This window comes from Plantibacter sp. Leaf314 (genome assembly GCF_001423185.1).
Lineage (GTDB): Bacteria > Actinomycetota > Actinomycetes > Actinomycetales > Microbacteriaceae > Plantibacter.
The window spans coordinates 1,215,590-1,241,096 of the sequence record NZ_LMOB01000001.1; the positions used below are offsets into that span (position 1 = coordinate 1,215,590).

A 25,507-nucleotide genomic window follows, 5' to 3' on the forward strand; every position below is an offset into this window, starting at 1 on the left:
CCAGCACCTAGCTTACAAGACGCGCCAGGTCTCTTGACATCGAGACAGTTCCGGATCGCCGACCGGCGGAGCCCTCGCCGTCGACTGAGGATCCGCCGTGGGTGTGCGCGCCCGGGGGCGTGTCGGCACCCGGGCGGACTATCCGCGGTGGGCCGGACAGGTTAGCCTGAAGTCATGGCTGAGCTGCGTCTGGAAGAACTGTCCGCATCGACGATCGTGGCGGTCAACGCGCTCACCATGAAACCCGGGCAGGAGCAGTTCGTCGCTCCCGTGTCCTACGCGGTCGCGGCCGCCGTCGTGAACCCCGCGACCTCGTGGCAGCGCGTCATCCTCGACGGCGACGAGGTCGTCGGCTTCATCTCCGCGAACTTCGACCACGAGTCCATGCAGGAGGAGTTCCGCTCCGCCCTCTGGCGCATCAACGTCGACGCCGACGACCAGGGACGCGGCGTCGGCCGGTTCGCGGTCGCCTCGCTCATCGAGGAGGCCAAGAAGCGCGACTTCGACCACGTGAACGTCATCTACGAGCCCGGCGACCTCGGCCCTGAGGCGTTCTTCCTCCGGGTGGGCTTCTCCCCCGTCGGTGAGACACAGTACGGCGAGACCATCGGCAGCATCAGCCTCTGACCCGTGGGCGGGCAGCCGGCGATCGACACCGCTGAGGCCTTCGCCGAGGCCGTGTTGGCGGTGGTCGCCGACATCCCGGAGGGCTGTGCCCTCAGCTACGGGCAGGTCGCCGCGATCATCGGATCGAGGTCGGCTCGCGGGGTCGGGCGGGTGATGGCCCAGTACGGGCACGCCGTGCCCTGGTGGCGCGTCGTCCGCTCCGGAGGCCTGCCGCCGACCGGCCACGAGGAACGCGCGCTCGAGCACTACGAGGCCGAAGGCACACCGATCGTCCGGATGAGCGGCGGGCGGTACCGGCTCGGCCGGGAGGCCCTCCTCCACTGACGCGCCTGCGGCTCGGGTTCAGACGGGCAGCTCGATCGTGACGGCCGTCCCGCCGCCGCGAGGGCTCTCGATCCGCATGGTCCCGCCGACGGCGTCGACCCGGTCGGCGAGGCCGCGCAGTCCGCTCCCGCTCGCCGGGTCCGCGCCGCCCACCCCGTCGTCCGCAACGACCACCCGCAGGCGGCCGTCCGCGTCGCCGACGGTCACCTCGCAGCCCGTGGCCTCCGAGTACTTCGTGACGTTGGCCAGACACTCCGAGACGACGTAGTACACGGTGGACTCGATGAGCTGCGTCGGGCGCTCGCGGAGCTCGACGCTCACACGGGTGACGACCGTGCAACGCCGACCGAGTTCGGCGATCGCCGGCCCGAGACCACCATCGGCGAGGAGCGCCGGATGGAGCCCGCGCGCGAGCTCGCGGAGCTCCTTGATCGCGCTCGCGAGCTGCTCGATGGTCGTCTCGAGTCCTTCGGCGAGCGCGAGCTGCCCGTCGGCTCGCGCCGCATCGCTCGCCATCCGGAGCCGGAGGGCGACCGAGAAGAGCTGCTGCTGCGAACCGTCGTGCAGGTCGCGCTCGGCACGACGGCGCGCCTCGTCCGCCGCCTGGACGATGCGCAGCCGCGAACGGTTCACCTCGCGCAGGGAGTGCCGGAGTTCTCCGGTGAGCCGCTCGTTGTCGATCATGATGCGCAACGACGCCGACACCGAGCGCAGCAGTTGCGGGTTGTCGAGGAGCGCGGCGTCGTGCTCGATGTAGACGAGCGGGGCGTCCGCGTCGCCGACGCTCGACATCGCCCGTCCCCGAGCGTCGCGACCCGTCGTCCGCTGCGACCCCGGCCACACGAGACGGGCCGAGCGGTCGCCGAGGACGGTCTTCACGGAGCTGTCCCAGCGGTCGTGGCCGGTCTCGCTCAGCCCGCCGGTCTGCACGAGGTCGACGGCCCTGGCGCGGATCGCCCGCATCCGGACGAGCCCCGTCGCATAGGCCGCCGGCACGAGCACCACCGAGAAGGCGTTGAGGTCCTCGACGGCGAGTCTGAGGTCCTGCGGCCAACCGCCCAGGCGCGCGAGGGACCATCCGACGCCGATGACGAGCCACAGGACGAAGGCCACCGGCATGATGAACGCCACCTGCCGGGCCGCGCCGCTGCTGCGCGCCCACCGCAGGAGCACCACGCCGGCGACGACCACGGCGAAGAGCCCCATGACGGCGGCATGCACCTGGCCGAGCACGGCGGCGAGCCCGCCGTTCGCCAGCACCGCGTAGGAACTGGGCTCGTGCTGCGCGTCGAGCGGGTATCGACGGGTCAGCACGAGGGTCGCGATCGCGTACGTGACGAGGTAGACCGACGCCGTGATGACGAGCCGGCGGTCGAAGCCACGCCGCAGGCGGCCGGCGGGGAAGGCCAGGGCCAGCCAGACCAGGGCGACCCCGGGGAGGACGGAGATCGACATGAGGAGCGGCCAGAGCCAGCCCGCCTCGACGCCGTACGCCCACATGTAGGCCGTCTCGGCAACGGTGTACCCGACGATCACCCACCCGGGGACCGAGGTCGGAGCCAGCCACCAGATGAGGCCGGCGGCGGTCAGCGCGGCGAGGTGACCGACGAGCCAGGGCAGCCCGTTGCTGTCCGCGATGCCCGGCTGGCCCGCACCGAACACCACCGAGCAGACGCAGAGGAGCGCCGCCACGACCAGGATGACGAGGCGGAGCGGCCATGGCAGTCGGCCACGACCGACGGGTGCCGGGATCGGCAGCGAGGTCGCCCGTCCGCGTGGGCGACCGTCAGCCATCCGTGTGTTCCAGCCAACGCACGACCGCGAGCACGCGGCGGTGGTCCGCCGGCGAGTCCTCGAGTCCGAGCTTGGCCAGAATGCGGCTGATGTGCGCCTCGACGGTTTTCAGGCTGACGACGAGCGCCTTCGCGATACCGGAGTTCGACCGCCCCTCGGCCATCAGGGTGAGGACCTCCCGCTCACGCTCGGTGAGGTGGTCGAGCCCGTCGGAACGGGTGCGTTCGGCGACGAGGAGGGAGACGACCTCCGGATCGACGACGGACTCACCGGCCGCGACCCGTTCGACGGCGTCGACGAGCGTCCCCGAGTCGGCGACGCGGTCCTTGAGGAGGTAGCCCGTGCCGCCGCCCGAACCGAGCGCGCGGACCGCGTAGGCGGGCACGGCGTAGGTGCTGAGGAGGAGGACCCCGGCACGGAACCCCGTGGCCCGGAGCTGCTCAAGGGCCACGATCCCCTCGTCGGTGTGGGTGGGCGGCATGCGGATGTCGAGGACGACGGCGTCCAGCTGCAGTCCGTCGTCGATGCGCTCGACCAGCTCGATCGCGGAACCGAAGGACCCCACGACGTCGTGACCGCCGGCCCGGAGGATCTGGACGACGCCCTCGCGGAGCAGCACGGCGTCGTCGGCGACGGCGACGCGCAGCGAACGCGGTTCATCACTGGTCATCCGCTCATTGTGGCAGGTCGGGCGGTCGAGGTGTAGTGCCCGGCGTCCGTCCGTCACCGGAGGACACCGGGCACCACACCCCCGCGCACCCGTCAGCCGAGGGAGGAGCGCCAGGCGGCGTGCATCGCGGCGAAGCGGCCGGTCCCGCCGATGAGGTCGGCCGGCGCACCGTCCTCGACGATCCGCCCGTACTCCATCACGAGCACCCGGTCGGCGATCGCGACGGTCGAGAGGCGGTGCGCGATGATGATCGCCGTCCGGTCGGCGAGCAGCGTCTGCAGCGCCTCCTGCACGAGTCGCTCGCTCGGGATGTCGAGCGACGCCGTCGCCTCGTCGAGGATGAGCACGGCCGGATCCGCGAGGAACGCCCGCGCGAAGGACAACAACTGCCGCTGCCCGGCCGACACGCGTCCGCCACGCTTGTTCACGTCGGTGTCGTAACCGTCCGGCAGGGCCTCGATGAAGGTGTCCGCGCCGACGGCCCTGGCCGCTGCCCGGATCTCCTCGAAGCTCGCGTCGGGCTTGCCGAGGGCGATGTTCTCCGCCACGGAGCCGGAGAACAGGTACGCCTCCTGCGTGACCATGACGATGGCACGGCGGAGGTCCTTCGGGTGCAGCTCGCGCAGGTCCACGCCGTCGAGGCGGACGGCACCCTCGGACGGGTCGTAGAACCGGCTCACGAGTTTCGCGAGCGTCGACTTGCCGGCACCCGTGGTCCCGACGAGGGCGATGGTCTGCCCTGCGGGGATCTCGAGGTCGAAGCTCGGCAGGATGACGCGGTCCGCCGCGTATGCGAACGTCACGTCGTCGAAGGTGATCCGGCCCTTCGAGGCCCAGAGGTCGACGGGCGCCACCGGGTCGGGCACGCTCGGACGTTCCTCGAGGACGCCGGAGATCTTCTCGAGCGCCGCCGCGGCCGACTGGTAGGAGTTGTAGAACATCGCCATCTCCTCCATCGGGTCGAAGAACCGACGGGTGTACAGCAGCGCCGCGAGCAAGGCACCGATCGCCAACTGGCCGTCGGCGACACGGAACCCGCCCACGAGCAGGACGACCGCAACGGAGAGGTTGCCGATGAACACCAGTCCGGGGTCGAACACCCCGAACAGCTGGATGACCCGGGCGTTGACCGTGCGGTAATGCTCCACGGTCGCACCGAAGGTCTGCTCGTTGCGCCGCTCCTTGCGGAACGCCTTCACCGCACGGATGCCCGTCATCGCCTCCACGAAGAAGACGATGAGCTTCGCAGACGCCACACGCGACTCACGGAACAGCTTCTGCGATCGGATCTGGAACCAGCGGGTGAGCACGGTCAACGGGATGAGCGCGCCGAGGAGCACCAATCCGCTGACCCAGTCGACGAGCACGAGTGCCACGGCCGTGAAGCCCATGTAGAGCACGCCGGACACCAGCTGGTTGATGCCCGAGTCGAGGAGCTCACGAATGGAGTCGAGGTCGCTCGTCTGCCGCGAGATGATCCGTCCGGAGGTGTAGTTCTCGTGGAAGTCGAGGCTCAACCGCTGCGTCTGCAGGAACACCCGCTTGCGGAGGTCGATGAGGATCGCCTGACTGATCCGTGCCGCGAGCACGGTGTACCAGGAGATGAGCGTCGCCCCGACGGCCCCCGTCAGCAGGTACGCCCCGACGACGAGGAACGCCGGCATCCAGTCGGCGCGCTCGAGGATCGCAGGCAGCGCCCGGTCGATGCCGAGCGCGATCAGCGCCGGACCCGCCACCTGCGCCGCCGTCGAGACGATGACGATCGTCATGGCTGCGACCACGCGCCAGCGCAGCGGCGCCATGAGGGAACCGAGCAGTCGCAGCGAACGTCGTCTGATCTGTGCGGACTCGGCACGGGTCAGGTCGTCGCGCTCCTCGCCCCGAACCCCGTGGACCGTCTGTTCCTGGCTCACAGGTTCACCTCCTGTCGGATCGTCTCGCGTTCGTCTGCTTCGAGACTCGAGATCACATAGCGGTAATGGTCGTTCTCCCGGAGGAGGTCGCTGTGGCGGCCCACGGCGGTGATGCGTCCGTCCTGGAGGAGCGCGACGCGGTCGGCGAGCATGACGGTGCTCGGGCGATGGGCGACGATGAGCGCCGTCGTCGACGCGAGGACCCGTCGCAGGGCCGCCTCCACGAGCGCCTCCGTGTCGACGTCGAGCGCCGACAGCGGGTCGTCGAGGACGAGGACCGCCGGGCGGGCGGCGACCGCGCGCGCCAGCGCCAGCCGCTGTCGCTGGCCACCGGAGAGGCTGAGCCCCTCCTCCCCCACGGTCGTCTCGACGCCGTCCGGCAGTTCGTCCACGAACCCCGCCTGCGCGATGTCGAGTGCCTCGCGGAGGACCCGCTCGGCTTCGGGCGAGTCGAGGTCCAGGTCGTCACGTCCGAGCAGCACGTTCTCCTTGACGCTCGCCGAGAAGAGCGTCGCGTCCTCGAACGCCATCGCGATGTGGCGACGCAGTTCCTCGCGGGTGAGCGCTCGGATGTCGATGCCGTCGAGCAGGATGCGCCCTCCGGTCACGTCGTACAGTCGCGTGGTCAAGGCGGTGATGGTCGACTTGCCGGAGCCGGTCAGCCCGACGAGGGCCATGGTCTCCCCCGGTTCCAGGCGCAACCGGACGCCGTCGACGACGTCACGCTCACGCGCTGGTGCGTCCTCGTACCGGAAGTGCACGTCCTCGAACACGAGCTCGCCCACGGGGTCGGCGAGGTGCTCGGGATGTTCCGGGTCGGTGATCGTGTTGACCGAGTCCAGCACGTCGAAGTACCGGTCCGTCGCCGATCGCGTGTCGAAGGTCATGGCCAGCAGGAAGCCGACCGACTCGATCGGGAACCGCAGGATCGTCGCCGTCGCGAAGAAGGCGAACAGCTGACCGACGGTGAGTTCGCCGATGGACGCCAGCCAGACCCCCGCCAACAGGCAGAGCGCGAACGCGATGTCCGGCAGCAGCACGAGCCAGAACCAGATGCCGGCGATCGCCTTCGCCTTCTCGATCTCCGTCCCACGCAGGTCCTCCGCACGGGAGGTGAAGCGCTGCAGCGCGTGCTTGCCGCGCCCGAACGCCTTCAGCACGCGGATGCCGTGCACGGACTCCTCGACCGCGGTCGCGAGGTCGCCCGCCTGGTCCTGGCTGCGCCTCGCGATCACCGAGTAGCGCCCCTCGAAGGTGAATCCGAAGATCCACACGGGGATCGCGAGAGCGATGAAGATGAGGCCGAGGAGCCAGTTCCACGTGAACAGGATGACCGCTCCGACGATGATGGTCACGCCGTTCACGATGAGCAGGACGAAGCCGAAGGAGATCCACCGGCGGATGAGACCGAGGTCGCTGACCGCACGCGAGAGCAACTGCCCGCTCTGCCAACGGTCGTGGAAGGTCACCGGCAGGTCCTGCAGCTTCGCGAAGAGCGCGTTCCGCATGCGGGCCTCGACGTGCGTGCCGGGGGTCAGGACGAACCAGCGGCGGAGGGCGATCATGACCGCTTCGAGGACACCGAGCGCGAGCACCACGATGACCGCCGGCCAGATCTGCGAGGAGTCACCGCTCGAGAGCGGACCGTCGACGAGCGCCTGCAGCACGAGCGGGATGGCGAGCGCGACGAGGCCGGCCACGAGCGCGGCGACCATGCCGAGCACGATCCGCGGCATGGCCGTCTTCGCGTAGGGGTAGATCCGCATGAGGGCACGGAAGGTGCTCTGACGCGGTTGGACAGGACGGCGGTCGTCGCCGAGCGGAGTCATTGCGGGGAATCCTTGCGAGAGAGTCGGCGACGTCGAACGCCGACGGAACAGTGGTCGTGGAACAGCCGGACGGCGAGGTCGCTCTGCGGGATCGCAGCATCCGGTGACGGGTCCGGGCGATGCCGGACGGATGATGTGGCGGACTGCCGGGTACTAGTGCGGTGCGACGGCGTCCGTCACGGCTGGCCCGGAGGCTGCTCGGGCGGCGGCGGCTCGGCGGCTCGAGGCGGAACGGGCACGGTCGACCGTCAGCGCTGGAGCGTCCTGGTTCGAGAGCGTCATGGCATCCTCCTCATCCTGTGGGGCGAGAGCCGCGGGGCGGGTGCACAGGTCGCACTCGAACGCGGGCGGCACCGATCACGAGGAACGAGGGTCGGCGCAGCAGACCAGACTATGGGAGGACGACGCCGGACTGCAAGGGATCCATGCGCTTGCACGCATGGGGTCGGTCGGTCCCGCCGTCAGGACGCCGGCTCGTCGACGATGCCGACGAAGGCCCCGATGCCGTCGATCTCGCGCCGACGCGATCCCTCTGGGACCGGCGGCAACTCGTCGGCCCCGTGCCAGGAACAGCTCACCATCGAGAACTCCGGCCACCACTTCTTCGGGCGGAGCGTCTCGCTCGTCCCGCAGATCGTGCAGCGAAGTTCCACCCACACCGGCCGCTTGCCCGTCCGGTTGGCGCGGGACTGCACGTACCACGCGGGAGGATCGGCTTCGAACGCGGCAAGCTGCTCCGCAGACCAGAACGGCGGGATCCCATGGTGCCTGGCCATCTCCAGCGGGATGTCCAGACGCTGCGCGACGGCCCTCCGGTTCAGGTCCCGTCCACCCCGCGCTCCAGCCTGCTGTTCCACGATCGGCTCAGCTGACCCGCACGGACAGGCAGGTGACGCAACCCTCGAGCTTCTCGAACTCGCTGATGTCGACCTGCACCACGGTGTAGCCGCGGTCCTCGAGCAACGCGGCCGTCTTCGGCGCGGCTGCCGAGATCAGCACCGTGTCGTCGGCGAGCTCGACGACCGCGACGCCCTCGCGCTCGGGGACGACCAGGTGTCGGCCGAAGAAGGACGGGTCGTCGACGAGGTCGGGGTGGACGAGGACGGTGCCGTCGGGCAGCGCGGTGACCGTCGACTTCAGGTGCAGTGCCTTCGTGACGGGGACGGCGACGACGTCGAAGCCGCGCGGAGCGAGGATGTTCCGGAGCTGGCGCACACCCTCGGCGTTCGTGCGGCCGCTGCGGCCGACGTACACGGTGGTGCCCACCTGCAGGACGTCGCCGCCCTCCAGGGTGCCGTCACCCTCGATGCGGTGGATGCGGAGGCCGAGTTCACGCGCGGTGGTCTCGGCGGCGACGATCTCCGGACGACGGCTCTCGGCGCCGGGACGGGTCACGATGGCGAGGTCGCCGACGACGACCACGGTGTCCTCGATGAAGACGGAATCGGCGAGCTGGTCGGCCCAGGACACCTCGGTGGTGTCCCAACCCGCGGCGTCGAGCGCGGCGACGTAGGCGTCCCACTGCTGGTCCGCGAGCTCGGTGTCGATCGTGGCGCGTTCCTGGTGCGTGACGAGCCCCTCGGCGAGGTTGGAGGCGGGCATGCGGACGAGCGCGATGCGTCGGCCTTCGTCGAGCACGGCGTCCTGCGCCCGGATGACCATCCGGTAGACGGGGTATCCGATGAATGCCGCGGACAGGGCGATGACGACGACGAAGACGAGGTTGAGGCTGATCAGCGTGGCGACGATGCTGCCGAGCACGGTGCTGTTGACGGGCTGACCCGTCGTCGCGACCTGCACGATGAGGCCGAGGAGCGCGCCGATGACGGCGAGCGCCGCTCCGCCGAGGAGGGCCAGGAGCCGGAACCGGTACAGGCCGACGACGCCGACGATGAGGAGCAGCACGAAGGTGATGATCGTGCTCTCGAAGAAGTACGGACTCGCCTGGGCGAAGATCGTCCCGGCGAACTGGTAGCCGACGAAGGTGACGAACATGACCCCCAGGAAACCGACGACGATGGTTGCGACGGCGGCGGCGGCGGATGCGATGAGTTTGCGGCTCCAGGTGGCAGTCATCCGACAACCGTAGCGGAACGACACAGCGGCGCCGGGCCACGAAGGCCCGACGCCGCTGGGAGATGACCAGGAGCTCGCTCGGATTCCGCCGAGGAGCAGCCGCCGGTCTAGTGGAAGAAGTGACGTTCCCCCGTGAAGTACATGGTCACGCCGGCTGCCTGCGCCGCGGCGATGACCTCCTCGTCACGGACGGAACCGCCCGGCTGCACGACCGCCCGCACACCGGCGTCGAGCAGGACCTGCAGACCGTCGGCGAAGGGGAAGAAGGCGTCCGACGCGGCGACGGAACCCGCTGCGCGGTCACCCGCCCGGCTCACGGCGAGGTGGCAGGAGTCGACGCGGTTGACCTGGCCCATACCCACGCCGACACTCGCGCTGCCCTTGGCGAGCAGGATGCCGTTCGACTTCACCGAACGGCACGCCTTCCAGGCGAAGATGAGGTCGAGCAGGGTGTCGTCGTCCGCCGGTTCACCCGTGACGAGCGTCCAGCCCTTGGCGGTGTCCTGGGGGTCGTCGGCGAAGCGATCGGCGTCCTGGTACAGCAGGCCGCCGGAGATCTGACGGACCTCGTGCGCTTCACGCGTGAACCCGTCGGGCAGCTGCAGCAGACGCAGGTTCTTCTTCGTCTTCAACACCTCGAGCGCGGCGTCCTCGAAACCGGGGGCGACGAGTACCTCGGTGAAGATCTCCTTCACCGTCTCGGCCATGCCGAGCGTGACGACACGGTTGGCGGCGATGACCCCGCCGAACGCCGACACCGGGTCGCACTCGTGTGCGCGACGATGGGCGGACGCGATCGGGTCGGGCGCCTTCGGGTTCGCGAACGCGATCCCGCAGGGGTTGGCGTGCTTGATGATGGCGACGGCCGGGTTGGCGAAGTCGTACGCGGCGCGGACCGCAGCGTCGGCGTCGACGTAGTTGTTGTACGACATCTCCTTGCCGTGCAGCTGCGTGGCCTGGGCGATGCCCGCGCCGCCGGGACGGACGTAGAGGGCCGCGGCCTGGTGCGAGTTCTCGCCGTAGCGCAGCACCGTCTCGCGACGACCGGTGACGGTCAGGGTGCTCGGGAAGGCCTCGCCCTCGGTCGTCCCCGTGCTCGCGAACCAGGCCGAGACCGCTGCGTCGTAGGAGGCAGTGTGCTCGAAGGCCTCAGCGGCGAGGGAGCGTCGCTGCGCCAGCGTCGTCCCGCCGGCTCCGACCGCGTCGACGATCAGTCCGTACCGTTCGGGCGAGACCACGATGGCGACGTTCGCGTGGTTCTTCGCCGACGCGCGCACCATCGCCGGTCCGCCGATGTCGATCTGCTCGACGACGTCGTCGCCGACCGCGCCGCTCGCGACGGTCTCGACGAAGGGGTACAGGTTCACGACGACGAGCTGGAACGCCTCGATGCCGAGTTCCGCCAGCTGGGCCTCGTGGGACTCGAGCCGCAGGTCGGCGAGCAGGCCGGCGTGCACCGAGGGGTGGAGCGTCTTGACGCGGCCGTCGAGCGACTCGGGGAACCCGGTCACGTCCGAGACGTCGGTCACCTCGTGCCCGGCACTCCGGATGGTGGCAGCCGTCGACCCGGTCGAGACGATCTCCACCCCGGCGGCGGCGAGCGCACCCGCGAGCTCGAGCAGACCGGTCTTGTCGCTGACGGAGACGAGCGCACGACGCACGGGGACGACGTCGCGTTCGCGGTAGAGGCTGTGGTCGTGACTGGGACCGCTCATGACTGGGGTGCTCCTTCTGCTGGCGGGCGGGACGCCGTGGAGAGCGCCTCGAGGTCGATGGTTCCGGTGGCGAGGTCGCGGACGGCCTGGACGAGCAGTCGCCGCTCGACGGGCTTGATGCGCTCGTGCAGACGGTGCTCGGTGTCGTCCGGCATGATCGGCACGCGCTCCTGCGAGATGATGGGCCCCGCGTCGACACCGTTGTCGACGACGATGATCGACGCACCCGTCTGCGTGGCGCCGGCGGCGAGCGCGTCGCGGACGCCGTGGGCGCCCGGGAACTCCGGCAGGTACGCGGGGTGGGTGTTGATGATGCGAGGTGAGAGGGCGTCGACGACGACCGGCGGGAGCAGGCGCATGAGCCCGCTGAGCACGAGGACGTCAGGACTCCAGACGCGGATCTGCTCGAGGAGCGCCGCTCCCCACTCCGCTCGGGAGTCGAACGAGGAGTACGGGACGGTGAACGAGGGGATACCGAACTCCTCGGCGTGGGCAAGGCCGTCCGCCTCGCGATCGGCACCGACGGCGACGACCCGGGCGGGGAAGTCCGCGTCGCGTGAAGCTTCGAGGAGGGCGCGGAGATTGGATCCGCCACCGGAGATCAGCACGACGAGTGACAGCACCAGAGCATCCTATCGGTCGCGGGCGTTCCGGACGCTCGGGCGGACCTGCAGCTCCGGGAGGCGGTCCTCCTCGGCCAGATGCGTCGGACCGGCGGCCATGCCGATCACCGCGGCGATCCCGACGGTCAGCGTGGTCCACAGGCCTGTGGCCCACCCGTTCGGACCGACCTCCACGAGGCGGCCCGGGCCGGCGGCGCCCGCCGAGATCGCAGCGAGGACGCCGACGACGACTCCCGCCGTGACGCCGATGCCGAGGCCGACGACGGCCAGTCGTGCGAGGCCGTCCCTCCCGTCGAGGTCGACGAGCAGGCGCCGTCGCAGCACGACCGCCGCGGCGAAGCCGATGACGACCGGGACGACGAGCACCGCGAACCCGAACGGGCTCTCCCCCGTCGGGATGGCGCCGAGCACCGGGACGGCCGGCATGCTGCCCACGAGCGTGCCGATCGGGGACACGGCCGTCCCGCTGCCGATGGCGAACCCGCCGCCGGTGATCCAGCTCATCGCCCAGATGACGAGGTTCGGGAGGTACAACAGCTCGGCGCCGGTCACGATCGCGCCACCCAGGACGCCGTACTGCGCGCTCTCGTGCAGGGAGATGATGGCGCCGTAGCCCGCGGCGATGAGGACGGCCGTCAGGACGGCGGACACCGCGAGCAGCGCGGACGCGGCGAGCGCCCCGCCTCGGAGCGAGGTGACGATCATCGGCCACGCGCCGGCCGGCAGCCGGTCGAGGGTGGCGCGGAGGCCGTCGAGGATCGGGTCGGCCGCATCCTGCTCGCGGAACCGCACCCACAGGGCGGCGACGACGACGCCGAGCGCGAACCGGACGGTCGGGGCGAGTGTGCCCTGGACGATCGACGGCCGGACGGCCGGGTGGAGGGCGGTGAGGGTCACGAGGAACGCCAGGACCGCGAACACGAGCACGGACACGACGACGGCGCCCTGCCACCAGGTGCTGCGGGCGGCGCGCGTCCCCGTGCGCACCCCGAACAGGACCGTGCCGATCGTGAAGGCGAGCGGTGCGAGCGAGACGAGGAAGGGTTCCATCCCGAGCGGTAACCCGAGCTGGGTGACGAGTTCGGTGTCGAGGGTGATGCGCATGCTCGAGCCGTTGCCGAGCGTCCAGATGTCGACCGCCCCGCGCCACAGCGCGGCCGGATCGACCTCGAGCTGGAAGTACAGCGCCCACAGGGCGAGCAGGGGGACGAGTGCGACACCGATGCCGATGGCCACGGCGAGCGTGGCATCGAGGGCGGCGAGGAGGGCGACGGTCAGACGTTTCATGCGCCTCCGACCCTACCCGGCGCGGTGCACCCCGAACGTCAGGCACACGGCGGGTGAGGCCTGGAACGCCGCGACGCGACGCCCGGATCGGGCGCCGCGTCGTGGGTGCTGGTGGTGCGTGCGTCGCTACAGCGAGGCGATGATCTCGCGCATGAGGTCGGCGGTCTCGCTCGGCGTCTTGCCGACCTTGACGCCGGCGGCCTCGAGGGCTTCCTTCTTCGCCTGCGCGGTGCCTGCGGAGCCCGAGACGATGGCGCCGGCGTGGCCCATGGTCTTGCCCTCCGGGGCGGTGAAGCCCGCGACGTAACCGACGACCGGCTTGGTGACGTTCGCCTTGATGAAGTCGGCCGCGCGCTCCTCGGCGTCGCCGCCGATCTCGCCGATCATGACGATCGCCTTGGTCTCGGGGTCGGCCTCGAACGCGGCGAGCGCGTCGATGTGCGTCGTCCCGATGATCGGGTCGCCGCCGATGCCGATCGCGGTCGAGAAGCCGATCTCGCGCAGCTCGTACATCATCTGGTACGTCAGGGTGCCCGACTTCGACACGAGGCCGATGGGTCCCTTGCCCGCGATGTTCGCCGGCGTGATGCCGACGAGCGACTCGCCCGGCGTGATGATGCCGGGGCAGTTCGGGCCGATGATGCGGGTCTTCGAGCCCTTGGACTGGGCGTAGGCCCAGAACTCGGCGGAGTCGCCGACCGGCACGCCCTCGGTGATGATGACGAGCAGCGGGATCTCGGCGTCGATGGCCTCGATGACCGCGTCCTTGGTGAACGCCGGCGGCACGAAGGCGATCGACACGTCCGCGCCGGTCTCGGCGATGGCCTCGGCGACCGTGCCGAACACGGGCAGCTCGACGCCGCCGTCGTGGGTCACGGTGGTGCCGGCCTTGCGGGCGTTGACGCCACCGACGACCTGGGTGCCGGCCTTCAGCATGAGCGCCGTGTGCTTGGTGCCCTCACCGCCAGTGATGCCCTGGACGATGACCTTGGAGTCCTTGTTGAGGAAGATTGACATGCGTGTGCGATCCCTTACTTCGAAGCCAGCTCGGCGGCCTTGTCGGCGCCTTCGTCCATGGTTGCGGCGAGCGTGATGAGCGGGTGGGCGGCTGCGCGGAGGATCTCGCGGCCTTCCTCGACCTTGTTGCCGTCGAGGCGGACCACGAGCGGCTTGGTCGCGGTGTCGCCGAGGATCTCGAGCGCCTTCACGATGCCGTTCGCGACCGCGTCGCACGCGGTGATGCCACCGAACACGTTCACGAACACGCTCCTGACCTGCGCGTCACCGAGGATGACGTCGAGGCCGGCGGCCATGACCTCGGCCGATGCTCCACCGCCGATGTCGAGGAAGTTGGCCGGCTTCACGCCGCCGTGCTGCTCGCCCGCGTAGGCGACGACGTCGAGCGTGGACATGACGAGGCCCGCACCGTTGCCGATGATGCCGACCTCACCGTCGAGCTTGACGTAGTTGAGGTCGTTCTCCTTGGCCTTGAGTTCCAGGGGGTCCTCGGCGGCGGTGTCCTCGAGGGCGGCGTGGTTCGGGTGACGGAACGCGGCGTTCTCGTCGAGCGACACCTTGCCGTCGAGGGCGACGATGCGGCCCTCTTCCGTGAGGACGAGCGGGTTGACCTCGACGAGCGTCGCGTCCTCACCCTTGTAGACGTCGTAGAGCTTCACGAAGACGTCGGAGACCTGGTCGACGAGCTCCTCGGGGAAGTTCGCGGCCTTCGCGATCGCGACCGCCGCAGCCTTGTCGACGCCCGTCAGCGGGTCGACCTCGATGCGCGCGAGCGCCTCGGGCTTCTCGACCGCGAGCTGCTCGATCTCCATGCCACCCTCGACGCTGGTGAGCGACAGGTAGGACCGGTTGGCGCGGTCGAGCAGCACGGAGAAGTAGAACTCCTGCGCGATCCGCGCACCGGCTGCGACCATGACGCGCTTGACGACGTGGCCCTTGATGTCGAGACCGAGGATGGCCTTGGCCGCCTCGTACGCCTCGTCGGGGGTCTTGGCGACCTTGACGCCGCCGGCCTTGCCGCGGCCTCCGACCTTCACCTGAGCCTTGACGACGACGACGCCGCCGAGACGCTCGGCCGCTGCCCGCACCTCGTCCGGGGTGTCGGCGATGATGCCGGCGAGGACCGGAACCTCGTACTGTTCGAACAGGTCTCGTGCCTGATACTCGTAAAGATCCACGTGTCATTCCCATCCGCGCTTCGCGCGTTCTGCTGTGATTGTCGTGGCGATTTTCGGCCGCGCGTTATCTCGGCGGCGAGAGAAAAAGGGCCAGTGACGACTCTACCCCCAGCGCTCGTCCGCAGCCGGACGTTCACCGTGAACGACTAGGGTCGGTTCCATGACCGGGATGGCGGACCTGGCCCGCGAGGGCATCCTCGTCGCCGGTGCGGGCCGCGCCATCCTGTTGCAGATCGCCGATCCGGCGGTCGGCGCCGGGGTGGCGCGTCACAGCGACTTCGACGCGCGTCCCCTCGACCGGCTGCACGCGACACTCACCTTCGTCTACGCGCTCGCGCTCGGGACCCCCGAGGAACAGCGCCTCGTCGCACGTCGCGTGAACCGGGCACATGCGCCGGTCCGGTCGTCGGAGGACGACCCGGCACCCGCCTACTCGGCCTTCGACGCCGACGCACAACTCTGGGTGGCGGCCACGCTGTACGACACCGCGGTCCAGGTGTACGAGCTCGTCTTCGGCCCGCTCGACGACGGATCACGCGAGCGGTTGCACCGTGAGTACGCGATCGTCGGGACGAGCCTGCAGCTCCCCGCCGAGCGGTGGCCGGCCACCCGCGCGGCCTTCGACGAGTACTTCCAGGCACGGCTCGCGGACCTCCACGTGACCCCCGAGGCCCGCGCCGTGTCCGTCCAGCTCTTGACCGCTCGGGCGGCACCTCCCCTGGTGCGCGCACTGCTCCCGCTCGTCCGCCTCGTCACGGCCGGGCTCCTGCCGCCCATGCTCCGAACCGCCTACGGCTTCCGCTGGACCCCGGTCCAGCAGCGCCGGTTCGACCGGAGGTTGCGGGTCGCCAGGCTCGTCTGGCCCCGCTTGCCGAGGTGGGCCAGGGCGGCTCCCTCGACCTGGTACCTCCGGACGATGCGAGCGCGTGAACAGGCCGAGCTGGCCGTCGCCTCCCGCTGACGCAGACTGCTCCACAGGACGCACCCGAACGCGTCGCCTCCACATCCGGCGCCCGGTCGACAACACCGGGTACGGCCGTTTCCCACCATGGGCACATGACAACTCCTGCCCTCCCCCTCCGAACCCGTCTGCCCCGCAGACCCCGCTCCCGATTCCTGCTGGCCGTCCCGATCCTCCTCACGATGCTGCTGACGATCGTGTTCGGCGGCGCGACCGCTGCCTCGGCTCTCGCCGCGACCGGCGCCGCCTACGGCCACCGAGCGGCCTCGGACGGCCGTTGGCTCGGATCCTGGGCGTTCGACGACGGCACGGTCGGGTTCTGCATCAACCTCGACCTCCCGATCCCCCCTGGCCACAGCTACGAATACGTCGACGGGGACTCGCTCGGCTGGTTCACGCCCGAGGACGCCGCTCGCCTCGCCTACCTGTCCCGACACTGGGGAGCGAGCCAGAACGCCGACGAGGCGGCTGCCGGCCAACTCGCCACCTGGATGATCACCGGTATGAACGGCTACACGCCGGCGCAGATCGCCTCTCGGGCCGGCGCGAGCGCCGAGTACGTGCTGGCGCTCGCGCACCGGATGCTGGCCGAGGCGGACGGCCCGGGCGGCGCGAGTCGCGGTGCGAGCGCCGAGCTGTACCTCGACCGAGGCGAGGACGGCTTCGACGTGGTGCGTTCCGAGCTGGCCGTCGATTTCGTCTCGTCCGGGACGACCACCCTGCCGCCGGGGACCCACACCGGGACGATCACGCTCGACGGCGCCACCTTCGAGGACGGCACCTCGGTCAAGACCGTCGGGAACGGTGAAGGCCACCGGATCGTGCCGAGCACCGACTCGGCCGTCGTCTCCTTCTCGGCGACCGTCGGCTACGGCGAACTGCCCTACGGCAACGGCATGACCATCGCCCGCAGCGCCGACCACGTGCAGAGCGTCCTCGTCGCTCGTCCGATCACCGTCACCGCCGAGGCGAGCGCGGACCGCGAGCGGACCACGCCCCTGCCGTTCCAGCCGGTCGTCGTCACGACCACCTCGCACGCCACCGCCGCACCCGGAACCGAGATCGTCGACCACCTGTCGGTCGGGATCGCGACGGACGCAGGGCTCTCCTCGGAGTGGGGCGTCTTCGGTCCGGAGGGTGGGCCCTACGCGCCCATCCCGGTGACCGTCCGGAGCCAGCTGCTCGGGCCGTTCGGCGAGCAGCCGGTCGAAGCACCCGAGGCGCCGCTCGGCGCTCCCCTCGTCTGCGAGGTGGAGACCGTCGTCGACGCGGGCCCCGGCGACTACACCACGCCGTCCTGCATCGTCCCCGAGGACGGCTACTACGTCTGGGTCGAACGGATCGAACCGACCGACACGGCTCCGGAGCAGGGTGGCGCCATGATCCGCCCCTGGCGGTCGGCGTTCGGTGTCGCCGCCGAGACCACGCGGGTCGTCTCACCGCCCGTCTCGGAGATCACCGAGCACCGTCTCGCCGAGACCGGCACCGACCACCGGTCGCTCATCCTCGCCGCGACGGTGGCCACGCTCGCCCTCGGCCTCGGCGGCGCGCTCGTCGCACTCCGGCGCCGTTCGACGCCGGCCCGGACCGCCGGTGACGTCAGCGGACGTCGAGGAGCGGCGCGAGCTGAGCGCGGTCGACGTCCAGCCACGGTGCAGCCGGGTTCACGATGATCCCGGTGATGCCTTCGTCGCTGCGGAGCGCTGCTGCGAGTTCCGCGGCCGTGACGGGGTACGCGTCGTCGCCTCGTCCGAGCGCCGCGATCTCGATCGGCGCGGTGAAGACCTCGAGGAGCCGGCGGTCGCCGAGCCGGGTCTCGGCGATGCCGATCGTCTTGCGGTTGCCGTCCTCGTCGACCTCCGCTCGTCCGGCGACGAAGCCGCCGTGCGCGGCGAGCGCCGCGACCAGTCGCTGGAGGGCGTCGGCGTCGCGAGGCTGGGCGAGTGCCTGCTTCGCCGGGTCGTTGTTGCGGCCGTCCCCGAACAGGCGCACGATGAGCGTCTTCGGGACGACGGCGCTCGCCTTGCCGTCGGCCGGGTTCAGGACGATCCCGGCGTACCCTTCGCCGGACGCCTGACGCAGCGCCCACACCGCGTCCACCGCGACCCCGGTCACGGGCCCGTCTGCCGTCCGCGTCTTCTCGAGCTCACGAGCAGAGGTGAAGGCGAGGAGGTACACGGCGCCCTCGGCGTCGCGGTGGACACCGAGGGGGACACGGCCCGCGGCCTTGTCCTCCTCCGAGACACCGTCGAGGCTCGTGGAGAGCAGCAGCTTGCCCTGGATGCTCTGCCGCAGCACGTGCATCATGGCGCGCTCGTCGCCACCCTCCGCCAAGGCGGTGAGCGCCTGGGCCAGGTCCACGTTCGTGTCCGGTTCGCCGGCGGGAGCCGTCGGAGCGGGGGCCGCGGCCGGAGTGGACGGCACCGACACGGGGGCCTCCGGGGTCCGAGCGGCGGAGTTGACCGTCGTCACCGAGATGGAGACGTGCGGAACAGCTTCCGGGGCCGCGGCTTCGGGAGCCGCCTCGGCCTCAGGAGCCGAGGTCTCGGCTTCCGCAGCTGCGGATCGGGCATCGGACGCGTTGCGCTTGGAGAACAGACCCATGGTGCATCAGCCTAGAGGCTCCATCCCGCCCGGGGAACCCGAACGGGAGGGAGGACGGAGGGCACCGCCGTGCTCACTCCACCTTCTCGATGGGGGCGATCTTGATCAGCAGCTTCTTCGCCCCGGCCGACTCGAACTGTACGTGGGCGATGCGCTTCGCGCCCTCCCCCGTGACCGCGTTCACGCGCCCCACGCCGAAGTCCGCGTGGGAGATCCGGTCGCCGGGGGCGAGTTCGAGGTCGCCGTTGTCGCGGACCTTCGCCGTGATGCGGTTCGCCCAGGCCGTCTCCGGCTTGCTCGACCCGCCGGAGAACCGGGTGTCGCCGGCGGACGCCCCCTCGGGCAGGGACCGGACCGACCAGCGGTCGCTCGACGGGGCGCGGCGCGCATTGAGCGCGCGCGACTGCGTTCCACCGCGGCCGTTGACGTTGCCTGGCGACTGCCGCCACTCGATGAGGTCGGCCGGGATCTCCTGGAGGTAGCGACTGGGCATCGCGACGGCGGTCTCGCCGTATTGGGCCCTGGTCATCGCGAGCGACAGGTAGAGACGCTTCCTGGCGCGGGTGATGCCGACGTAGAACAGACGACGCTCCTCCGCCGGGCCGCCGGGTTCACTCGCCGACATCCGGTGCGGGAGCAGGTCCTCCTCGATGCCGGTCAGGAAGACCGCGTCGTACTCCAACCCCTTCGCCGTGTGGAGCGTCATGAGGGAGACGCTTCCGGTCGCGTCGTCGAGGTCGTCGGCGGCGGCGACGAGCGAGACCTCGGTGAGGAAGTCCACGATGCCGCCGTCCGGGTTGTTCTTCGCGAACTCCTTGGTGACGGCGACGAGCTCGTCGACGTTCTCGGCACGTGCCTCGTCCTGCGGATCGCGGCTGTTGCGCAGGGAGTCGAGGTAGCCGCTCTTCGTCATGAGGAGGGCCAGGACGTCACCGACGGCGGTCGCCGACGCGGTGGGGCGGTCGGCCGCCGCGGCGTCGTCGAGCGCGGCCTGCGCCTCGTCGAGCAGCGCGGACAGCTGCAGGATCGCGCTCGTGACCTTCGGGCCGAGCCCGAGCGCGTCGGCGCGCCGCATCGCCTCGCGGAAGGTGACGCCGTTGTTCTCGGCGAAGCTCGCGAGCGCAGTCTCCGTCGCCGGACCGATGCCGCGCTTCGGGGTGTTGAGGATGCGCCGCAGCGCCATGATGTCGGCGGGGTTCGCGACGGAGACGAGGTACGCCAGTGCGTCCTTGATCTCCGCTCGTTCGTAGAACTTGGTGCCACCCATGATCCGGTAGGGCAGCGCCGCCCGGATGAAGATCTCCTCGAGCGCACGGGTCTGGGCGTTGGTGCGGTAGAAGACCGCGATGTCGCTGTAGGCCGTGCCGCCGTTCCGGAGCCTCTCGATCTCGTCGGCGATGAACTGCGCCTCGTCGTGCCCGGAGTAGCCGGTGAACCCGACGATCTTCTCGCCGTCGCCCACGGCCGTCCACAGCTTCTTGTCCTTGCGGTCGAAGTTGTTGGAGATGACCGCGTTCGCCGCCGAGAGGATGTTCTGGGTGGAGCGGTAGTTCTGCTCGAGGAGGACGACCTTCGCTCCCGGGAAGTCCCGCTCGAACTCGGTGATGTTCCGGATGTCCGCGCCACGGAACGCGTAGATGGACTGGTCCGAGTCGCCGACGACCGTGAGCGAGGCGCCGTCCGCCTGCGCGATGGCCAGGTGGTCCGAGCCGGCGGCGGGTGCACGGGTGAGTTCGCGGATGAGCGAGTACTGGGCGTGGTTCGTGTCCTGGTACTCGTCGACGAGGATGTGCCGGAACCGCTGCTGGTACTGCGCGGCGACGTGCGGGAACGCTCGGAACAGGAAGACGGTCTGGCTGATGAGGTCGTCGAAGTCGAAGGCGTTCGCGTCGGCGAGCGCCCGGGTGTACTTGCGGAAGATCTGCAGGAACACGAGTTCCTGCGGATCGTTCGTGTTGATCGTGCGCGAGTACGACTCGACGTCGGAGAGCTCGTTCTTCAGCTTCGAGATCTTGGCCGAGGTGTTCGACGGTGTGAACCCGTAGGCGTCGGCCTCGAGCTCCTTGATGATGCGCTTCAGCAGAGCGCGCTGGTCGCCGCTGTCGTAGATCGTGAAGTTCTTCGTGAACCCGAAGTGTTCCGCCTCCCGACGGAGGATGCGGACGCAGGCGGAGTGGAAGGTCGAGATCCACATCCCCTGGGCGGCCTGGCCGACGAGCGCCTCGACGCGCTCACGCATCTCGGCTGCGGCCTTGTTCGTGAAGGTGATGGCGAGGATCTGGCTGGGCCAGGCCTCGCGCTGCTCCAGCAGCAGGGCGATCCGTCGCGTGAGCACGCTCGTCTTGCCAGAGCCGGCGCCCGCGACGATGAGCAGCGCCTGCCCCCGGTACTCGACGGCGATCCGCTGCTGCGGATTGAGTCCGTCGAGGAGACGACTCCCGGCGGCATGCTCGTCTGAGGGCGTCCCGGGGATGGACGCTGTGGGCCAGTCGACGATCACCGGTTGGACGGCGTCGGCGTTCGAAGAAGGAGTGCTCGCCATATCGCCTGCAAGTCTAGGCGCTGCCTCCGACATCGGCCCGCCCCGGACGCCGGGGCGTCAGTGCTCCCGCCGAGCAGGGAGGGCCGAGCGGGCGGCCGCACCGAGGTCGGCGTGGTCGACGAAGACCCCGTCGACGCCCGTCGAGAGCACCAGGGCGAACTCCGCCCGCCAGTCGCCGAAGGCGGCCGGGTCCTCCCCCGAGCGGAACGGCGGCGCGAGGAAGCGGTTCTCCGGTCGGAGCGTCCAGGTGTAGACCCGGAGGCCGGCCGCGTGTGCGCGCTGCACGAGATCGGTCGGGCAGGGGCCGCCGGCCGCGTCCAGATCGATCAGCAGTGCCTTGTCGACGCTGATGGCGTCGACCTCGCCCGCGAGCGTCGCGAGCCCGGCGTCGGTCATGGCGTCGGCGTACGTGGGAGCGGCCTCCCCCAGTCGCGCCACCAGATCGCTCGGCCTGCCGGACCGTTCGAGGAGGTAGACGAACTCCGCTCGCACGTCACGCCGCTGCACGGCCGTGAGCACGGACTGCTCGAACGATTCGACGATGAGCGGTTCGGCGGCGGCGTCCGCGCCGAAGCCGGTCATGGCGAGGGCGTCGGCGAGCAACCGGTCGAGTGGCAGCCCGACGGACGCGAAATGGGTCGCGTGCTTCACCTCAGCAACGATCCCGAGCGGGCGCCCGTGCTCTCGGGCGGCGTCGCGGACGATGGCGACGAGATCGGTGAACCGGAGGATGGGCGACGTCCCGTCGTGGTCGGCACTGCCAGGACGCAGCGCGGGGATGCGCTCCCGGGCGGTCAGCGTCGACAGTTCGGCCCAGGTGAAGTCCTCCGTGAACCACCCGGTCAGCTGATCGCCGTCGATGGTCTTCGTGGTCCGCCGATCGGCGAAGTCCGGCCTCGAAGCGACGTCCGTCGTCCCCGAGATCTCGTTCTCGTGGCGCACCACGAGCACGCCGTCCTTCGACGCGACGAGGTCGGGTTCGACGGCGTCGGCGCCCAGGGCGAAGGCGAGTCGGTAGGACGCCTCGGTGTGCTCCGGGCGATACCCCGGCGCTCCACGGTGTCCGATCACGAGCGGGCTGGGCAAGGAGTCGATGCGCACGCGATCAGCCTAGGGCGAGGATCAGGCGGCCTGGCCGGGTGCCGGCTGTCAGCTGGCGGCGAACATCCGTCGGCGTCCAGACCTTTCCAGGCCCGATCCGGCTGTTTCAAAGGGAACTCGGATACTCTGGGTGCCAGCAGCGCCGCTTGGCGCGACACAGCCTCCACGACTGAGAGTAGGAATCAGCCATGGCCCTCGACAATCCCGCGTTCTCGAAGAACCCGGCATTCGCGAAGCAGGGAGGCGGGACGCTGCAGGCAGCTCAAGCAGCGAACCCCTCGCTGACCGCCGAACAGCTCCAGAAGATGTACGAACAGCCCACCGCACCGGCGGGCGTCGGCACCGCCGACCGCATGACGATCGAGAACACGCTCGTCAAGACCCTCGGCTCGTTCGCCGTCCTCGTCGTGTTCGCCGTCATCTCCTGGATGTGGACGACCTCGCTCCTTCAGGCAGGCAGCGGCTACGCCCTCCCCATGATCATCGGCATGATCGGCGGCCTCGGCCTCGGTCTCGTCAACTCCTTCAAGAAGGAGCCGGTCCCCGCGCTCATCCTCGGGTACGCGGTCTTCCAGGGACTCTTCGTCGGTGGCATCTCGCGCGTCTTCGAGGCGAACCCGGCCTGGTCCGGCGTCGTCGTCCAGGCGGTCCTCGCGACCCTCGCCGTCGTCGGCGTGACCCTCGCCCTCTTCGCGAGCGGCAAGGTCCGCGCCTCGAAGAAGCTCACGAAGGTGTTCCTCGTCGCCATCATCGGCTACGGCGTCTTCCAGCTCCTCAACCTGGTACTGATGTTCACCGGTGTCCTCAACAACCCCTTCGGGCTGTACGGCGCGACGATCTTCGGTATCCCGCTCGGGATCGTCATCGGCATCTTCGCGGTGCTGATGGGTGCGTACTCGCTCGTGCTCGACTTCGACTTCATCCAGCGCGGCGTGCAGAACCGCGCACCCGCCAAGTACGGCTGGACCGGCGCCTTCGGCATCATGGTCACGGTCATCTGGATCTACGTCGAGATCCTGCGCCTGCTCGCCATCTCGCGCAACTAGCAGCCCGGTTCCACCGAAGGCCCGTCCCATCCGTGGGGCGGGCCTTCGTCGTGCCACCGGGCCGCCAGACGACGGAAGGCCGCCCCGAGACGGGACGGCCTTCCGGAGGATCAGGGAGTGATCACTCCCACTCGATGGTCCCCGGCGGCTTCGACGTGACGTCGAGCACGACGCGGTTCACGTCCTTCACCTCGTTGGTGATGCGGTTGCTGATGCGCGCGAGGACGTCGTATGGCAGGCGCGTCCAGTCGGCGGTCATCGCGTCTTCCGAGGACACCGGGCGGAGGACGATGGGGTGGCCATAGGTGCGACCGTCGCCCTGGACGCCCACGGACCGGACGTCTGCGAGGAGGACGACGGGGCACTGCCAGATCTCCTGGTCGAGGCCGGCCGCGGTGAGTTCCTCGCGGGCGATCGCGTCGGCGTCGCGGAGGAGGTCGAGGCGCTCGGCCGTGACCTCACCGACGATGCGGATGCCGAGCCCCGGGCCGGGGAACGGCTGACGACCGACGATCGCCTCGGGCAGTCCCAGCTCGCGGCCGATCGCGCGCACCTCGTCCTTGAACAGGGTGCGGAGGGGCTCGACGAGCTCGAACTGCAGGTCTTCCGGCAAGCCGCCGACGTTGTGGTGGCTCTTGATGTTGGCCGTTCCCGACCCGCCACCGGACTCGACCACGTCCGGGTACAGCGTGCCCTGCACGAGGAAGCGGATGGGCTCCCCTTCGTCCTGGGCCTCCTTGACGAGGTCGATCTCGGCCTGTTCGAAGGAACGGATGAACTCGCGACCGATGATCTTGCGCTTCTGCTCCGGGTCGCTCACCCCGGCGAGTGCCGACAGGAACTGCTCGCGGGCGTCGACCGTGACCAGTCGGACGCCGGTCGAGGCGACGAAGTCCTCCTCGACCTGGCGACGCTCGTCCTTGCGGAGGAGTCCGTGGTCGACGAAGATGCAGACGAGCTGGTCGCCGACGGCCTCGTGCACGAGCGCAGCGGCGACCGCGGAGTCGACACCGCCGGACAGCCCGCAGATGACCTTGGCGTCGCCGACCTGCGCACGGATGCGCTCGACCTGCTCGGCGATCACGTTGCCGCTGTTCCAGTCGGCGGGGATGCCCGCCGCCCGGTGCAGGAAGTTCTCGAGCACCTGCTGCCCGTAGGCGGAGTGCTTGACCTCCGGGTGCCACTGGACCCCGTAGAGCCCGCGCTCGGCGTTGGCGAACGCCGCGACCGGGGTCGAGGCGGTCGAGGCGAGGACCTCGAAGCCCTCCGGCGCCTTCGAGACGGAGTCGCCGTGGCTCATCCACACGTTCTGCTCGGTCGGGACGCCGTGCAGCAGCGTGCCCGGGACGTCCACGACGCTCGTCGCGTCGGTGGCGCCGTACTCGCGGAGACCGGTGTGCGCGACCTCGCCACCGAGCTGCTTGGCCATGACCTGGAAGCCGTAGCAGATGCCGAAGGTGGGGACACCGAGCTCGAGGATGCCTTCGTCGAGCGACGGAGCACCCGGCTCGTAGACGCTCGACGGGCCACCGGACAGCACGATGCCGACAGGGTTCTTGGCGGCAACCTCGGCAGCGCTCACGGTGTGCGGCACGATCTCGGAGTACACGCCGGCCTCGCGGACGCGTCGGGCGATCAGCTGGGCGTACTGTGCGCCGAAGTCGACGACCAGGACTGGTCGGGCGGCGGTCTGCTCCGCGACGGCGGGGGTCGGTTCACTCACTGCATGGACTCCACGGGTTCGGCGGCCGCCGCTGTTTCGCGACCGGAGAGGTAGCCCTTCACTTCACGCGGGATGCGGCTCTCGAAGAAGAAGGACAGGAACGGGATGATGCCGCCGAGCGCGAGCCAGAGCAGACGCAGGACGTTCCACCGCATGAGGCTCCAGAGCCGGAACGCGGCGAACAGGTACACGACGTAGAACCAGCCGTGGATGATGAGGATGCCCGTGCTCAGGTTGACCGCGGTGGCGGTCCCGGACGGGACGAAGGCGAGGAAGCCGTAGGCGCCACCGAGCTCGAGCTCGAGGCCGAACGCGTACTTCATGAGCATCTCGGCGCAGAGCGACAGCAGCAGCACGCCGGTGATCGGCGCGGCCACCTGGTAGAACTTCAGCGCGCCTCGGATCGCGGGAAACGTCGACGGTTTCGGCTGGAGGGGCATGCCCTCCATCTTAGCCGCGGCCATCGGGGCTCCGGAC

Annotated in this window: 22 protein-coding genes; 5 read left to right on the forward strand and 17 right to left on the reverse strand. The window is 70.0% G+C overall.

Annotation, left to right across the window (positions count from 1 at the left end; genetic code table 11):
• Positions 1-174: 174 nt before the first annotated feature.
• Both ASF68_RS05710 and ASF68_RS05715 read left to right on the forward strand, forming a co-directional pair.
• On the forward strand, positions 175-627 hold the full coding sequence (locus ASF68_RS05710) for a GNAT family N-acetyltransferase (protein WP_056007961.1): 453 nt from the start codon (positions 175-177) through the stop codon (positions 625-627).
• Positions 628-630: 3 nt separating this feature from the next.
• Entirely contained in the window at positions 631-951 is a 321-nt protein-coding gene (locus ASF68_RS05715; RefSeq protein WP_056007964.1) for an MGMT family protein, read from the forward strand.
• 18 nt (positions 952-969) lie between these two features.
• Here ASF68_RS05715 and ASF68_RS05720 read toward each other — a convergent pair whose 3' ends face one another.
• From ASF68_RS05720 to sucC, 12 genes are all read right to left on the reverse strand, one after another.
• Positions 970-2,745, reverse strand: coding sequence for a histidine kinase (locus ASF68_RS05720; RefSeq protein WP_056007967.1), 1,776 nt, complete (start codon positions 2,743-2,745; stop codon positions 970-972).
• Positions 2,738-3,415, reverse strand: coding sequence for a response regulator transcription factor (locus ASF68_RS05725; RefSeq protein WP_056007970.1), 678 nt, complete (start codon positions 3,413-3,415; stop codon positions 2,738-2,740). The genes ASF68_RS05720 and ASF68_RS05725 overlap by 8 nt, the downstream gene beginning before the upstream one ends.
• 92 nt (positions 3,416-3,507) lie before the next feature.
• Positions 3,508-5,328: an ABC transporter ATP-binding protein gene (locus ASF68_RS05730; RefSeq protein ID WP_056007973.1), complete on the reverse strand. Its 1,821-nt coding sequence runs from the start codon at positions 5,326-5,328 to the stop codon at positions 3,508-3,510.
• Positions 5,325-7,157, reverse strand: a complete 1,833-nt coding sequence (locus ASF68_RS05735; RefSeq protein WP_056007976.1) for an ABC transporter ATP-binding protein — start codon at positions 7,155-7,157, stop codon at positions 5,325-5,327. The genes ASF68_RS05730 and ASF68_RS05735 overlap by 4 nt, the downstream gene beginning before the upstream one ends.
• 153 nt (positions 7,158-7,310) lie before the next feature.
• The gene (locus tag ASF68_RS19320) at positions 7,311-7,439 is read right to left on the reverse strand and encodes a hypothetical protein (RefSeq protein ID WP_255357319.1); all 129 of its coding nucleotides are present in this window, start codon (positions 7,437-7,439) and stop codon (positions 7,311-7,313) included.
• A gap of 179 nt (positions 7,440-7,618) precedes the next feature.
• The gene (locus ASF68_RS05740; protein ID WP_056007979.1) at positions 7,619-7,933 is read right to left on the reverse strand and encodes a hypothetical protein; all 315 of its coding nucleotides are present in this window, start codon (positions 7,931-7,933) and stop codon (positions 7,619-7,621) included.
• Positions 7,934-8,021: 88 nt separating this feature from the next.
• Positions 8,022-9,233, reverse strand: a complete 1,212-nt coding sequence (ddaH, locus tag ASF68_RS05745) for a dimethylargininase (RefSeq protein ID WP_056007982.1) — start codon at positions 9,231-9,233, stop codon at positions 8,022-8,024.
• Between the two features lie 107 nt (positions 9,234-9,340).
• Positions 9,341-10,948 (reverse strand): bifunctional phosphoribosylaminoimidazolecarboxamide formyltransferase/IMP cyclohydrolase, encoded by a 1,608-nt coding sequence (gene purH, locus ASF68_RS05750; protein ID WP_056007985.1) that lies wholly within the window; start codon positions 10,946-10,948, stop codon positions 9,341-9,343.
• Positions 10,945-11,571 carry a phosphoribosylglycinamide formyltransferase gene (purN, locus tag ASF68_RS05755; protein WP_056007988.1) on the reverse strand — a complete coding sequence of 209 codons (627 nt, stop codon included), beginning with the start codon at positions 11,569-11,571 and terminating at the stop codon, positions 10,945-10,947. The genes purH and purN overlap by 4 nt, the downstream gene beginning before the upstream one ends.
• A 9-nt stretch (positions 11,572-11,580) precedes the next feature.
• Entirely contained in the window at positions 11,581-12,858 is a 1,278-nt protein-coding gene (locus ASF68_RS05760) for a DUF6350 family protein (protein ID WP_056007991.1), read from the reverse strand.
• Positions 12,859-12,984: 126 nt separating this feature from the next.
• Positions 12,985-13,875, reverse strand: coding sequence for a succinate--CoA ligase subunit alpha (sucD, locus tag ASF68_RS05765; RefSeq protein WP_056007994.1), 891 nt, complete (start codon positions 13,873-13,875; stop codon positions 12,985-12,987).
• Between the two features lie 14 nt (positions 13,876-13,889).
• Positions 13,890-15,053 (reverse strand): ADP-forming succinate--CoA ligase subunit beta, encoded by a 1,164-nt coding sequence (gene sucC, locus ASF68_RS05770; RefSeq protein ID WP_056007997.1) that lies wholly within the window; start codon positions 15,051-15,053, stop codon positions 13,890-13,892.
• Between the two features lie 160 nt (positions 15,054-15,213).
• Between sucC and ASF68_RS05775 the strand changes: the two genes are divergently transcribed.
• Positions 15,214-16,014, forward strand: a complete 801-nt coding sequence (locus ASF68_RS05775; protein ID WP_056008000.1) for an oxygenase MpaB family protein — start codon at positions 15,214-15,216, stop codon at positions 16,012-16,014.
• A 95-nt stretch (positions 16,015-16,109) separates the two neighbouring features.
• Positions 16,110-17,687 carry a hypothetical protein gene (locus ASF68_RS05780; protein ID WP_157580217.1) on the forward strand — a complete coding sequence of 526 codons (1,578 nt, stop codon included), beginning with the start codon at positions 16,110-16,112 and terminating at the stop codon, positions 17,685-17,687.
• Here the strand turns inward: ASF68_RS05780 and ASF68_RS05785 are convergent.
• From ASF68_RS05785 to ASF68_RS05795, 3 genes are all read right to left on the reverse strand, one after another.
• Complete coding sequence (locus ASF68_RS05785) at positions 17,614-18,618, reverse strand: SseB family protein (protein ID WP_056008006.1); 1,005 nt, start codon at positions 18,616-18,618, stop codon at positions 17,614-17,616. The two genes, ASF68_RS05780 and ASF68_RS05785, sit on opposite strands and share 74 nt — an antisense overlap.
• A gap of 73 nt (positions 18,619-18,691) precedes the next feature.
• Positions 18,692-21,160, reverse strand: coding sequence for an ATP-dependent helicase (locus tag ASF68_RS05790; RefSeq protein WP_056008009.1), 2,469 nt, complete (start codon positions 21,158-21,160; stop codon positions 18,692-18,694).
• Between the two features lie 57 nt (positions 21,161-21,217).
• Entirely contained in the window at positions 21,218-22,255 is a 1,038-nt protein-coding gene (locus tag ASF68_RS05795; protein WP_157580406.1) for a glycerophosphodiester phosphodiesterase family protein, read from the reverse strand.
• Positions 22,256-22,449: 194 nt separating this feature from the next.
• Between ASF68_RS05795 and ASF68_RS05800 the strand changes: the two genes are divergently transcribed.
• The gene (locus ASF68_RS05800) at positions 22,450-23,307 is read left to right on the forward strand and encodes a Bax inhibitor-1/YccA family protein (protein ID WP_056008012.1); all 858 of its coding nucleotides are present in this window, start codon (positions 22,450-22,452) and stop codon (positions 23,305-23,307) included.
• A 121-nt stretch (positions 23,308-23,428) separates the two neighbouring features.
• On the opposite strand, the gene guaA is transcribed toward ASF68_RS05800, so the two are convergent.
• Positions 23,429-25,030, reverse strand: coding sequence for a glutamine-hydrolyzing GMP synthase (guaA, locus tag ASF68_RS05805; protein ID WP_056008015.1), 1,602 nt, complete (start codon positions 25,028-25,030; stop codon positions 23,429-23,431).
• Complete coding sequence (locus ASF68_RS05810) at positions 25,027-25,470, reverse strand: DUF3817 domain-containing protein (RefSeq protein WP_056008018.1); 444 nt, start codon at positions 25,468-25,470, stop codon at positions 25,027-25,029. Before ASF68_RS05810 ends, guaA begins: the two co-directional genes overlap by 4 nt.
• Positions 25,471-25,507 lie beyond the last annotated feature (37 nt).

Excerpts from the sequence above, each read along its gene's own strand:
- ASF68_RS05710 (WP_056007961.1), top strand. The coding sequence starts at position 175 with ATGGCTGAGCTGCGTCTGGAAGAACTGTCCGCATCGACGATCGTGGCG.
- ASF68_RS05720 (WP_056007967.1), bottom strand. The coding sequence starts at position 2,745 with ATGGCTGACGGTCGCCCACGCGGACGGGCGACCTCGCTGCCGATCCCG.
- ASF68_RS05725 (WP_056007970.1), bottom strand. The coding sequence starts at position 3,415 with ATGACCAGTGATGAACCGCGTTCGCTGCGCGTCGCCGTCGCCGACGAC.
- ASF68_RS05735 (WP_056007976.1), bottom strand. The coding sequence starts at position 7,157 with ATGACTCCGCTCGGCGACGACCGCCGTCCTGTCCAACCGCGTCAGAGC.
- ASF68_RS19320 (WP_255357319.1), bottom strand. The coding sequence starts at position 7,439 with ATGACGCTCTCGAACCAGGACGCTCCAGCGCTGACGGTCGACCGTGCC.
- ASF68_RS05740 (WP_056007979.1), bottom strand. The coding sequence starts at position 7,933 with ATGGCCAGGCACCATGGGATCCCGCCGTTCTGGTCTGCGGAGCAGCTT.
- ddaH (WP_056007982.1), bottom strand. The coding sequence starts at position 9,233 with ATGACTGCCACCTGGAGCCGCAAACTCATCGCATCCGCCGCCGCCGCC.
- purH (WP_056007985.1), bottom strand. The coding sequence starts at position 10,948 with ATGAGCGGTCCCAGTCACGACCACAGCCTCTACCGCGAACGCGACGTC.
- ASF68_RS05760 (WP_056007991.1), bottom strand. The coding sequence starts at position 12,858 with ATGAAACGTCTGACCGTCGCCCTCCTCGCCGCCCTCGATGCCACGCTC.
- sucD (WP_056007994.1), bottom strand. The coding sequence starts at position 13,875 with ATGTCAATCTTCCTCAACAAGGACTCCAAGGTCATCGTCCAGGGCATC.
- ASF68_RS05775 (WP_056008000.1), top strand. The coding sequence starts at position 15,214 with ATGACCGGGATGGCGGACCTGGCCCGCGAGGGCATCCTCGTCGCCGGT.
- ASF68_RS05780 (WP_157580217.1), top strand. The coding sequence starts at position 16,110 with ATGACAACTCCTGCCCTCCCCCTCCGAACCCGTCTGCCCCGCAGACCC.
- ASF68_RS05785 (WP_056008006.1), bottom strand. The coding sequence starts at position 18,618 with ATGGGTCTGTTCTCCAAGCGCAACGCGTCCGATGCCCGATCCGCAGCT.
- ASF68_RS05790 (WP_056008009.1), bottom strand. The coding sequence starts at position 21,160 with ATGGCGAGCACTCCTTCTTCGAACGCCGACGCCGTCCAACCGGTGATC.
- ASF68_RS05800 (WP_056008012.1), top strand. The coding sequence starts at position 22,450 with ATGGCCCTCGACAATCCCGCGTTCTCGAAGAACCCGGCATTCGCGAAG.
- ASF68_RS05810 (WP_056008018.1), bottom strand. The coding sequence starts at position 25,470 with ATGCCCCTCCAGCCGAAACCGTCGACGTTTCCCGCGATCCGAGGCGCG.